This is a genomic window from Streptococcus sp. HCA-5024 (assembly GCF_037890265.1).
Lineage (GTDB): Bacteria > Bacillota > Bacilli > Lactobacillales > Streptococcaceae > Streptococcus > Streptococcus lingualis.
The window spans coordinates 678,912-690,816 of the sequence record NZ_JBBKBR010000001.1 but is presented as its reverse complement, the minus strand read 5'-3'; the positions used below and the strand labels follow the sequence as shown (position 1 = coordinate 690,816).

The 11,905-nt window shown below is 41.9% G+C and carries 14 protein-coding genes; all 14 read left to right on the top strand.

Annotated elements, in window-relative coordinates:
• Positions 1 to 72: 72 nt before the first annotated feature.
• The 14 genes from WKT08_RS03485 to WKT08_RS03420 all read left to right on the top strand — a co-directional run bounded on the left by WKT08_RS03485 (position 73) and on the right by WKT08_RS03420 (position 11,748).
• Entirely contained in the window at positions 73 to 1,218 is a 1,146-nt protein-coding gene (locus WKT08_RS03485) for an amidohydrolase (RefSeq protein WP_118095488.1), read from the top strand.
• Positions 1,219 to 1,338: 120 nt separating this feature from the next.
• Positions 1,339 to 2,166: an amino acid ABC transporter substrate-binding protein gene (locus WKT08_RS03480; RefSeq protein WP_024056430.1), complete on the top strand. Its 828-nt coding sequence runs from the start codon at positions 1,339 to 1,341 to the stop codon at positions 2,164 to 2,166.
• A 24-nt stretch (positions 2,167 to 2,190) separates the two neighbouring features.
• Complete coding sequence (locus WKT08_RS03475) at positions 2,191 to 3,054, top strand: MetQ/NlpA family ABC transporter substrate-binding protein (RefSeq protein ID WP_003018304.1); 864 nt, start codon at positions 2,191 to 2,193, stop codon at positions 3,052 to 3,054.
• A gap of 72 nt (positions 3,055 to 3,126) precedes the next feature.
• On the top strand, positions 3,127 to 4,500 hold the full coding sequence (locus tag WKT08_RS03470; RefSeq protein WP_340280036.1) for a M20/M25/M40 family metallo-hydrolase: 1,374 nt from the start codon (positions 3,127 to 3,129) through the stop codon (positions 4,498 to 4,500).
• The gene (locus tag WKT08_RS03465) at positions 4,493 to 5,560 is read left to right on the top strand and encodes a methionine ABC transporter ATP-binding protein (RefSeq protein WP_340280034.1); all 1,068 of its coding nucleotides are present in this window, start codon (positions 4,493 to 4,495) and stop codon (positions 5,558 to 5,560) included. Before WKT08_RS03470 ends, WKT08_RS03465 begins: the two co-directional genes overlap by 8 nt.
• Positions 5,557 to 6,249, top strand: a complete 693-nt coding sequence (locus WKT08_RS03460) for a methionine ABC transporter permease (protein WP_129299796.1) — start codon at positions 5,557 to 5,559, stop codon at positions 6,247 to 6,249. Before WKT08_RS03465 ends, WKT08_RS03460 begins: the two co-directional genes overlap by 4 nt.
• Positions 6,250 to 6,261: 12 nt before the next feature.
• A complete protein-coding gene (locus tag WKT08_RS03455; RefSeq protein WP_340280030.1) occupies positions 6,262 to 6,858 on the top strand; it encodes an MptD family putative ECF transporter S component in 597 nt (198 codons plus the stop codon).
• Positions 6,848 to 7,696: an SAM hydrolase/SAM-dependent halogenase family protein gene (locus WKT08_RS03450; RefSeq protein ID WP_340280028.1), complete on the top strand. Its 849-nt coding sequence runs from the start codon at positions 6,848 to 6,850 to the stop codon at positions 7,694 to 7,696. The genes WKT08_RS03455 and WKT08_RS03450 overlap by 11 nt, the downstream gene beginning before the upstream one ends.
• 13 nt (positions 7,697 to 7,709) lie before the next feature.
• A complete protein-coding gene (locus WKT08_RS03445) occupies positions 7,710 to 8,261 on the top strand; it encodes an ECF-type riboflavin transporter substrate-binding protein (protein WP_340280026.1) in 552 nt (183 codons plus the stop codon).
• 139 nt (positions 8,262 to 8,400) lie between these two features.
• Entirely contained in the window at positions 8,401 to 8,595 is a 195-nt protein-coding gene (locus WKT08_RS03440) for a helix-turn-helix transcriptional regulator (protein ID WP_003005328.1), read from the top strand.
• A gap of 28 nt (positions 8,596 to 8,623) precedes the next feature.
• Entirely contained in the window at positions 8,624 to 9,106 is a 483-nt protein-coding gene (locus WKT08_RS03435) for a DUF6773 family protein (protein ID WP_340280024.1), read from the top strand.
• A 10-nt stretch (positions 9,107 to 9,116) separates the two neighbouring features.
• Positions 9,117 to 9,608, top strand: coding sequence for a DUF6773 family protein (locus WKT08_RS03430; protein WP_340280022.1), 492 nt, complete (start codon positions 9,117 to 9,119; stop codon positions 9,606 to 9,608).
• A gap of 151 nt (positions 9,609 to 9,759) precedes the next feature.
• Positions 9,760 to 10,743 carry an oxygen-dependent tRNA uridine(34) hydroxylase TrhO gene (gene trhO / locus WKT08_RS03425; protein WP_129299792.1) on the top strand — a complete coding sequence of 328 codons (984 nt, stop codon included), beginning with the start codon at positions 9,760 to 9,762 and terminating at the stop codon, positions 10,741 to 10,743.
• 99 nt (positions 10,744 to 10,842) lie between these two features.
• Complete coding sequence (locus WKT08_RS03420) at positions 10,843 to 11,748, top strand: DUF4299 family protein (RefSeq protein WP_129299791.1); 906 nt, start codon at positions 10,843 to 10,845, stop codon at positions 11,746 to 11,748.
• Positions 11,749 to 11,905: the final 157 nt, after the last annotated feature.

The window sequence follows — 11,905 nt, the reverse complement described above, 5'->3', positions numbered from 1 at the left end:
AAGAAACAGGAATTAGACGGAAACACCTATTAGTGATAAAATAATTTTAAGTTCGAAAGGAGATGAAGGCTTGTGTCTTTTTCTTATGAAGAGTTAGCAGAGATTCGCCACTATATCCACCAACACCCAGAATTGTCTGGTCAAGAATACCAGACAACCGCCTTTCTAAAAGAGCGTCTTGAAGAGTTGGGGATTCGTATTTTAGAGAGTAGATTAAAAACTGGTCTGATTGCAGAAATTGGGTCCGGCCAACCGGTGGTGGCACTTCGAGCAGATATCGATGCCCTTCCGATTTTGGAACAAACGAATCTGCCCTACCAAAGTCAGAATCCAGGCGTCATGCATGCCTGTGGCCATGATTTTCATCAAACCAGTCTTCTGGGAGCAGCAGCTCTTCTCAAGGAAAAAGAAGACCAGCTTGAAGGGACCGTACGCTTGATCTTTCAACCAGCAGAAGAAATCTCAGAAGGTGCTTCTGATGTTTTAGCAACAGGACTGTTGGAGGATGTTCAAGGAATTATTGGTTTTCACAATATTCCCCAGCTAAAAGCAGGGCAACTTGCCTTGAATGCTGGAGCCATGATGGCAGGGGTTGAGAAATTCAAGGTTACTGTGACAGGGGTTAGTAGTCATGCTGCGAGACCAGATTTAGGAGTTGACACTGTAACGGCCGTCACAACCATGGTTCAGAATGTACAATTATTAATTTCACGGACCGTTTCTCCCTTTGAAACAGCTGTTTTGTCCATTACGCACCTGGATGTGGGCTCAACCTGGAATGTGCTTCCAAAATCAGGCTATTTTGAAGGAACCATTCGTTCCTTTAATCCGAGTGTGCAAAGAGACTTGAAGGCACATTTTATTTCTATCATTCGACACATTGCAGAAAGTCTGGAAGTAGATGTGGCTTTTGAGTGGGGTGTGACCCCGCCCGTTACCTTTAATGATGAGGAATTGACGCAGGTGGTTTGGGAAGCTTCACAAGGTTTGGCTGAAGTGATTCCAGCAAATCCTTCTACTGCTGGAGAAGACTTCGCCTTTTACCAAGAGCGAATTCCTGGAGTCTTTGCCTTTATCGGTTCGAATGGAGAGCCGGATGCGCCAGACCTCCATCATGATCACATGACCATCGATGATGCAGCCTTTGAGGTATCGGTTCCCTATTATGTTGAAAATGCGCAAGCTTTATTGCGATATTTTAAGGCCAAAGAAGTGTGATAAAGAAAAACTATCACCTCCATAAAAAATATATATTGGGCAAGTAAATGCTTTTTTGATAAAATTAAAAAATACTTTTAAAATGGCGTTTTATGTGCCTGAAACGAATAAGGAGATCCTATGAATCTAAAAAAAATGATTAAGTATTCTGCTTTAGGATTAGTTGCAGTCCTTGCAACCAGTGCTTTAGTAGCATGTTCATCTGGTAAATCAGCCAGTGGGAAGAAAACCATTGAAGTTGGTACTGTTGGAACAACCAAACCATTCTCTTACGAAGAAAAAGACGGCAAGCTAACCGGTTATGAAATCGAAGTTTTGCGTGAAATCTTCAAAGGTTCAGACAAATATGAAGTAAACTTTAACAAAACAGAGTGGTCTTCAGTCTTCGCTGGCTTAGATAGTGACCGTTTCCAAATCGGTGCCAACAACATTAGTTACTCAAAAGAGCGGGAAGAAAAATACCTCTATCCAAATCCATATGCTCGCAATCCATTAGTATTGGTCGTACCAAAAGATTCTTCTATTAAATCTTTGGATGACATTGGTGGTAAGAAAACAGAAGTTGTTCAAGGAACATCAACTGCTAAACAATTAGAAGATTACAATAAAAAACATTCAGATAATCCAACTGACTTGCAATACACAGATGGAACCATTCAAACCATCATGGCTAATCTAGCGGATGGTCGTACCGATTACAAGATCTTCGAACGGATCTCAGTAGATACTATCATTCGTGATCAAGGCTATGACAACTTGAAGGTTATCGAGCTTCCAAGCGACCAACAACCTTATGTGTATCCAATTATTGCAAAAGAAGATAAAGACCTTCAAAAATTTGTCAACAAACGCATCAAGGAACTCTATGACAATGGAACCCTTGAAAAACTGTCTAAAAAATACTTTGGTGGAGTTTATCTACCAGAAGCAAAAGATATTAAAGAATAATATTTAATTAAAGGAGACTTCAAAATGAAATTGAAAAAAATTCTTGGTTTAACAGCTCTTGCAGCTATTGCAACATTTGCTCTTGCAGCATGTGGTTCTTCAAAATCATCTAGCAAAGATGGTGAAACAACTGTAAAAGTAGGTGTCATGACTTTGAGCGACACTGAAAAAGCTCGTTGGGATCAAGTTCAAAAGAACTTGGATGACGCTAAAACAGGAATCAAATTGGAATTCACTCAATTTACAGACTACTCACAACCAAACGTGGCTGTAAAAGATGGTAGCGTGGATATCAATGCTTTCCAACACTATAACTTCCTTGATAACTGGAACTCTAAAAACGACAATGCCCTTGTTGCAGTAGCAGATACCTACATCGCTCCAATCCGTCTTTACTCTGGTACAGAAAACGGTAAAAACAAATACACTTCAATTAAAGAAATTCCTAAAGGTGGAACAATCGCTGTACCAAATGACCCAACAAATGAAAGCCGTGCCTTGTATGTCTTGCAATCAGCTGGTTTGATTAAATTGGATACCAAAGATGGTCAATTGGCAAACGTGTCAAACATTAAAGAAAATCCAAAAGATTTGAAGATTTCTGAATTGGATGCTTCACAAACACCATCTGCTCTTCCATCAGTAGATGCTGCAGTCATCAACAATACCTTCGTTCGTGAAGCAGGCGTTGATTTCAAAAAAGCTATCTATGTTGAAAAGAAAGACAACAACTCAAAACAATGGTACAACTTGATCGCTGCTAAGAAAGATTGGGAAAAATCTGATAAAGCAAAAGCCATCAAAGAAATCATCAAAGCCTATCACAAAGACAATGTGAAGAAAGTGATCGAAGAATCTTCAGAAGGAATGGACCAACCAGTCTTCTAAGATTCGATCTCAAGTGTATGAAGGAGGTGGAGAAGCAATTCTCTACCTCTTATCGTGTATTAGGAGGAATGTATGCCTTTTGCAACAGAAGCGGAACAAATTCGTAAATTTGAAAATGATGAGGTCGCACAACATTATTTTGAAGTGTTGCGAACCTTGATTTCAAAAAAATCCATTTTTGCTCAACAAGTAGGTCTCAAGGAAGTGGCCAACTATTTGGGGGAAATTTTTACAGCTGCAGGAGCCAAAGTCGAAGTGGATGATAGCTATACAGCACCTTTTGTGATTGCCAAATTTTTCTCGCCAAATCCTGAAGCCAAAACCATCATTTTTTATAATCACTATGATACGGTACCAGCTGATGGAGACCAACCTTGGACGGGAGACCCTTTTACCTTATCAGTTCATTATGGGACCATGTATGGTCGAGGGGTTGATGATGACAAGGGACATATCACGGCTCGTCTCACAGCTCTTCGAAAATACATTCGTGAAAGTGGCGATTTGCCAGTCAATATTACCTTTATCATCGAAGGGGCAGAGGAGTCTGCATCAACTGACTTGGATAAATACTTGGCCAAACACAAGAAATACTTGCGTGGGGCAGACCTCTTAGTTTGGGAACAAGGTACCCGAAATAATCAGGGTCAGTTGGAAATTTCCGGTGGTAGCAAAGGGATCGTCACCTTTGATATGGTGGTGAAGAGTGCAGAAGTGGATATTCATTCCAGCTATGGCGGTGTGGTGGACTCTGCTTCTTGGTATTTGTTAAATGCCATCGCCAGTCTTCGTGACAAAGAAGGCCGAATCTTGGTGGATGGGATTTACGATCAGATCCAAGAACCCAATGAACGCGAGCTAGCTTTGATCGACCAATATGCCAACAAAGGGCCAGAAGATGTAGCGGAAACCTATGGTCTAACCCTCCCAATCTTGAAGGAAGATCGAAAAGAATTCCTGCGCCGTTTCTATTTTGAACCAGCCCTGAATATTGAAGGTTTTGGCTCTGGTTACCAAGGACAAGGTGTTAAAACGATTCTTCCGGCAGAGGCACGTGCCAAGATGGAGGTGCGCTTGGTTCCAGGACTAGATCCCAAGGATGTATTAGAAAAGATCAAGCAGCAATTGAAGAAAAATGGCTATGATCAGGTCGAATTGGTCTATACTCTCGGCGAAATGAGTTACCGAAGTGATATGAGTGCCCCATCGATTTTAAATGTCATTCGGCTAGCCAAAGACTTCTATAGAGAAGGAGTTTCTGTTCTTCCAACAACAGCGGGGACAGGGCCAATGCATACGGTCTTTGAGGCTTTGCAGGTACCGATGGCAGCCTTTGGAATTGGCAATGCCAATAGCCGTGATCATGGGGGCGACGAAAATGTGAAAATCGCCGATTATTACACCCATATTGAATTGATAAAGGAGTTAATAACAAGTTATGAGTAAAGCAATGATTCAGCTGGACCACATTGATGTGACCTTCCAGCAAAAGAAACGTCAGATCCAAGCCGTCAAAGATGTGACCATTCAGATCAATGAAGGCGATATCTATGGGATTGTAGGGTATTCCGGAGCCGGAAAATCGACCTTGGTTCGGGTGATCAATCTCTTGCAAGTGCCTAGTGCCGGAACCATCACTGTGGATGGGGATGTGATTTATCAAGATCAGGTGACCCTAAAACCGGCTGCCCTTCGGGAGAAACGTCGGGATATCGGAATGATTTTCCAACACTTCAACTTGATGGCTCAAATGACTGTCGCAGAAAATGTGGCCTTTGCTCTTAAACATTCTAAATTAAACAAAGAACAAAAGAATGAGAAAGTGGCGAAATTGTTGGAATTGGTTGGTCTAGCTGACCGTGCAGAGAATTACCCAGCACAATTGTCTGGTGGTCAAAAGCAGCGGGTAGCGATTGCGCGTGCCCTTGCCAACGATCCAAAAATTTTGATCTCAGATGAGTCAACTTCAGCCTTGGATCCAAAGACGACCAAACAAATTCTAGCTTTGTTGCAAGAGTTAAACAAAAAACTTGGCTTAACCATTGTCTTGATCACCCATGAGATGCAAATTGTCAAAGATATTGCCAACCGGGTAGCTGTCATGCAAAATGGCGAACTGATTGAAGAAGGGTCTGTTTTAGATATCTTCTCGAATCCGAAAAATGCTTTGACGCAAGACTTTATCACAGTTGCAACAGGAATCGATGAAGCCATGGTAAAAATCAATCAACAAGCGATTGTAAAGAATTTGCCTGATGATTCGATTTTGGCGCATCTCAAGTATGCAGGTTCTGTTACAGATACAGCCATCATCAATGATATTTACAAGCAGTACCAAGTATCTGCCAATATTTTATTTGGGAACATCGAGATCCTTGATAACACGCCTGTTGGAGAATTGGTGGTCATCTTATCAGGTGAAAATCAAAATCTGGAAACGGCCAAAGCTGAGTTAGAAAATGCAGGAGTTTCCGTGACTATTGTGAAAGATGGGAGAAAAGCATGATCCAGTTAATTCAAACATATTTACCAAATGTCTATAAATTAGGGTGGTCTGGCCAGTATGGATGGGGAACCGCTATTTACTTGACTCTTTACATGACCGTTATTTCCTTCATTATTGGTGGATTTTTAGGTTTGGTGACAGGACTTTTGTTAGTCTTGACCCGTCCAGGTGGTGTCATCGAAAATAGAATCGTTTTCCAAATTTTGGATAAGATTACTTCCTTGTTCCGCGCCATTCCTTTCATTATCTTGTTGGCCTTTATTAATCCATTGACCTACTTGCTCTTGAAAAATACCATCGGACCTACAGCAGCCCTTGTTCCATTGTCCCTAGCTGTCTTTCCATTCTTTGCCCGCCAAGTTCAAGTTGTCTTGTCCGAATTGGATGGAGGCGTGATTGAAGCGGCCCAAGCCAGTGGGGCAACCTTCTGGGATATTGTCGGTGTCTACCTTCGTGAAGGGCTTCCAGATTTGATCCGCGTAACAACCGTGACCATCATTTCCTTGATCGGGGAAACCGCCATGGCTGGTGCCGTTGGTGCAGGAGGACTAGGAACCTTAGCCATTAACTACGGGAAAAACATGTTTAACAATGATGTCATCTTTGTAGCGACCTTATTGATTCTCATTCTGATCGTTCTGGTCCAATTTATGGGCGATTTCCTATCCAAGAAAATTAGCCACCGTTAGGATCGGTGTCCTATGAATAGAATAAATGGTAATCAGATGAAACAAGTTGGAGCCTTCGCCTTCCTCTATTTTCTTGCGATTGGACTGGGGGTCTTAGTTGGAAACCTGGTGGATCACCAAGGAAATATGTTTTATGCGCCCGCCTTTTCAGCCCTTATTGGCGGTCCTATTTACCGCTATTACTTGGAAAGAATCAAAGCAATTGGCGCCATCTTTCTAGTTGGCTGCGTGATCGGATCCTTCTTCCTCTTTTCGCGTCACGGTGCAGGTGCCTTTATTCCAGCCTTGATAGCAGGGAGTTTTGCGGAGATGCTTGCTTCAAGTAGTCGTTTTCGCTCGAATTTACGAAATGCCTTGTCTTTTGTCATTTTTGCCTTTGTGACGACAGGGCCCATTCTTATGATGTGGTTCTATCCAGCCAGTTACCGCATGTCGTTACTGGATCGTGGTAAATCGATAGACTATGTCAATCGGGTGATGGTATCACCAGATCTAGCGACCATCACTTGGTTTGTCCTCACGGTCATACTGGGTGCTGGATTAGGATGGGGACTATCGAACATCCTTCTTCCATTATTGGCCAAAAAAGGAGATAAAGATGCACAATAATTTACTAGTTCTTCAGTCAGACTTTGGTTTGGTGGATGGAGCAGTATCAGCTATGATTGGGGTTGCTTTAGAAGAATCACCAACCCTTAAAATTCACCACTTAACTCATGATATTACCCCCTACAATATCTTTGAAGGGAGTTACCGTCTCTTTCAGACAGTAGATTACTGGCCAGAAGGGACAACCTTTGTTTCGGTGGTCGATCCTGGTGTCGGTTCCAAACGAAAGAGTGTCGTAGCTAAAACGGCGAAAAATCAATACATTGTCACTCCGGATAATGGAACTCTCTCTTTTATCAAGAAACATGTAGGGATTGTTGCTATCCGTGAGATTTCAGAAGTGAAGAACCGCCGGGCCAATACAGAGTTTTCTTATACCTTCCATGGGCGTGATGTCTACGCCTATACAGGAGCTAAGTTGGCCAGTGGCCATATTAGTTTTGAAGAAGTCGGACCAGAACTCAGTGTCGAACATATTGTGGAAATCCCAGTGGTTGAGACGGTTCTTGAGGATAATCTTGTTAAAGGTGCAGTTGACATCCTAGATGTGCGCTTTGGTTCTCTTTGGACTTCCATTACTCGGGAAGAGTTCAATCATTTGTCACCTGAATTTGGGGAACGTTTTGAAGTGACCATCTATAACAATGACATGCTGGTTTATCAAAACCAAGTAACCTACGGCAAGTCTTTCGCCGACGTGCGGATTGGACAGCCAATCCTTTATATCAATTCCCTTTACCGTGTTGGTCTTGCCATCAACCAGGGATCCTTTGCCAAGGCCTATAATGTAGGAGTTGGGGCTTCTTGGCATATCGAAATTAGAAAAATAGAAAATTAATAGGAGATAAAATATGAAACAAAAACAAGCTTTTTCAATTAAGGATGTTGTAGCCATTGGGGTTGGAGCAGCCCTCTTTGTGGTCATTGCGATGATTCCAATTCCGGCACCTGCACCGAATACGAGTATTCAGTTGCAATATGCCCTTCAGGCCCTCTTCAGTGTAGTTTTTGGACCAATTGTTGGTTTCTTAATGGGCTTAATTGGTCATGCCATTAAGGATGCTATGTCAGGTGGTCTATGGTGGACTTGGATCATTTCAAGTGGTTTGTTTGGACTCTTTATTGGTTTCTTCCGTAAGCAAATCGGTGAACTTAAAGGGGAAGTGACGAAGAAAGAATTGATCGTCTTTAACGTTGTGCAAGTCATTGCCAACTTGCTTATTTGGGGATTGATTGCTCCGATTGGGGATGTGATGATCTACAAAGAAAGTGCCAACAAGGTCTTCCTTCAGGGTGTTGTAGCAGGTTCTGTCAATGCTTTAGTTGTAGCTATTGCAGGTTCTCTTCTCTTGATTGCCTATGCTCGTACCCAAACAAAAGACGGAAGTTTGTCTAAAGACTAATTATAAATAAGAAGAGAAAGCCTGGGAAACCAGGCTTTTTTTGTTTATCAAAAATATTTTTTACAAAATGTAATATATATATTGCAAAATAGAAAATATAGTGTATAATAGAGCTATAAAAACAAGAAAGGAAAAACATGTGGCGAAAAATCTCAAATTAAAAATGGCCCGGGTCGAACATGATATGACCCAGGGGGATCTTGCAGATGCCATCGGGGTGACGCGTCAGACCATCGGCCTGATTGAGGCGGGGAAATATAACCCAACCCTCAGCCTCTGCCTAGCAATTTGTAAGACCTTGGATAAGACGCTGGATCAACTGTTCTGGGAATAACAGTTTTAACAATAGAAAGAGGAAATAAATGAAACAAAAGAAAGAACCAATTGTAAAAGATGAGCGGACCATGCTGCTTGATGGAAAAATCGCAGGAGAACTTGTCCTTGGGATGACCTGCTTTATTGCAGTCTCTGCCTTTGTGAAAGCTAGTATCCTGGATTTGGACCTAATAGCCTATATTCCAGATCTCATTCTCTTGATTGTCATGGGAGCTTATGCCTTTGTGAGAAGGATCAGTTCAGGGATTGATGTTCGAGATATGTTAGAAAAAGATAGCTGGTTGAGCCGCCTTGGGTCAGGTCTAGTCTTTGCTGTGCTGATGATAGCCATGGATGTGATTGGAAAGCGAGAGGCAACGAGCTTTATCTTGAGTCTCAAATATCTGGTCAAAATTTTATTAGAAATCGTCGTCTTTGCCATCTTGACTTATCTGCTTGAAAAACCACTTGCTCTTATCAATCGGAAAAAACAAGAGAAGATAGAGGCAGAGTTAGAGGATGAAGAATAAGGAGAAAGCAATGAGATTACAATTTCTGAACAAACAAATCATAGATGAACGAGAAGAAGGCTTAGCTAATAAGGCTGGAGCTGAGACGGCTGGTTTTCTGTTTCTTGCCTTAACTGTTTTTAGTGTGGGATCCATTTTTACGTCTAAGGTGGGGTTAAGTCCAATCATGGTGGTAGCCTTACTCATCGCCTCAGGATTTTATTATTCGGTTCGTTGTCAACGATTGGGTGTGAGATTTATCAATTATAGCTATCTAAATGTGATGGGAATTGTAGCAGTAACCCTTGTTCTTTCCTTGTTCATCTGGGCTCAAAATTTTCAATTAAACCAGGCTGTCTATCACTCAAATCCTTTCCATTCAAAATTCTTACTGGTGCTACCTATTACCTTTTTACTGAATCTTCCAATTGTATGGGGGATGAATTTCCTTGTGATGCTCCTAGCCAAAGTAGAGAAAAAACGCTATGAAGCCTATCTGGATCAGTTGGAAAAAGAAGAGTAGTTAGTTGGAACCTTATTTTCGTCGTAAAAAAAGTCTGGAACCCCAGGCTTTTATTTTTCAGTCAAATAAATTGCATTCGTTTTCTGTGGAGAGTATACTGGTATAGTTGAATGAAAAATTCTGATAATTTAATCTTAGAAAAGAGAATCTTATGGCAAAACCTATTCGTGTTTTACTTTACTATAAATATGTTCCCATCGAAAATGCAGAACAATTTGCAGCCGACCACTTGGCCTTCTGTAAATCAATCGGTCTTAAAGGCCGTATCCTAGTGGCTGATGAAGGGATCAACGGAACTGTTTCTGGTGACTACGAAACAACGCAAAAATACATGGACTATGTACACAGCCTTCCAGGTATGGAAGACCTCTGGTTCAAGATGGATGAGGAAGAAGAACAAGCCTTCAAGAAGATGTTCGTCCGCTATAAGAAAGAGATCGTCCACCTTGGATTAGAGGATGATAACTTCGATAACGATATCAATCCTCTTGAAACAACAGGTGCTTACTTGTCGCCAAAAGAATTTAAAGAAGCCCTTCTAGACGAAGATACAGTTGTCCTTGATACTCGTAATGACTACGAGTACGACCTTGGACACTTCCGTGGGGCTATTCGTCCAGATATCCGCAATTTCCGTGAGTTGCCACAATGGGTCCGTGATAACAAGGAAAAATTCATGGACAAGCGTGTCGTCGTATACTGTACTGGTGGAGTCCGTTGTGAGAAATTCTCAGGATGGATGGTGCGTGAAGGATACAAAGATGTTGGTCAATTACACGGCGGTATCGCAACTTACGGGAAAGACCCAGAAGTTCAAGGAGAACTTTGGGATGGGAAAATGTACGTCTTTGACGAACGGATTGCAGTCGATGTCAACCATGTCGATCCAAGTGTTGTCGGAAAAGATTGGTTTGATGGAACACCATGTGAACGCTATGTCAACTGTGGAAATCCTTTCTGTAACCGTCGGATCTTGACCTCAGAAGAAAATGAAGACAAGTACCTCCGTGGCTGCTCACATGAGTGCCGGGTTCACCCTCGCAATCGTTATGTCCAAGAACACAACTTGTCACAAGCAGAAGTTCGTGAGCGTTTAGCAGTCATCGGTGAGACGCTTGATGGAGCACCTGCATAATGGAAACAAACAGTCTGAAAGCTCAGGCTGTTTTTATATGGAAATTGATTGAAAATTGTGCTATACTTTAGGTAAGCGATTTCACAAAGGAGAAAACAAATGAGTATCGTGTTTTCAATCAAAAATAAAAAGAGCTTATTTGGCTATCAGAAAGTACTCGCAGCACAGGAAGTTCTTAAATTAGTGGAGGGGTTAACAACCTACAACTATGATTCTGCTACTCTTCATCGTCCCTTAAATGATTTTGAAGGCTTGAACTGTATCGTGTATAGAAAGAGTGGTCTTCCTCTGCAGTTACGCTATTTTGATGAGGAAGAGTCCTATCAAATTCAGGTGCCCTCTTTTGCGATAGAAGAAGATTGGCAGTTGGCCCTGCGCTGGATCAGTCGTTTAGCAGAAGTGTTGGGAACCGAGATTGTATCGAGCGACGGCGTGAGCTATACTCCAGATTCTATTTTCCATTTTGATTATGAAGTCGTTATCCTAGAAACGCTGGGGAATTTGACCAAGGAAAAAGATCTAAAAGAGTTTGAAGTACAAGGCTTCGCTCATCCGGTCTATTTGGATCGGGATACAGTGCAGGAAGTCTTGAACCATGTCCATCCCCTAGAAGCCTACTCCGCCTTTATCAAGAAGATTCAATATAGTGCAGCTTATTTCAGTCAAGTCCGTTTTTACCAACAGGAGGAGACAGGAGCCTTCTTAGCCAGCTATAGCTTGACAGAAGATACGGATACAGTCTTGCCACGGGTGCCACATGTTCCTGCAGAATATGTAGAAATCGTGGGCTTAGCGGGTATCATTGATTGGCGGGTGCTATTGGTTGCGATCGATGGAGATCCGGATAAGCCAGAAAATTACCATCCAATTGGCTCTCTTGCTCTGAAGGACTTACTGGAGGCCTTAGAGCCAGATGAATTCCAGCTGCTTGATGCTAGTCAAATTGAAATTAAAAAATTGTCCAAAGAACGCTTGCTAGAATTAGCGCAATTGGAAAACAAGTAAAAAATATCGAAGTGAACTGTTCTTCCGACGTTTGATCCGAAAAATTTAACGTCTGGGAGCAGTTCTTTTTTATGTTTCTTCTTTTGAGCAAAAACCATCGAGCAGGCTAATTGTGGTATAATAGAGAACTAGAAGTAGAATGAATGAGGTGCCCGAG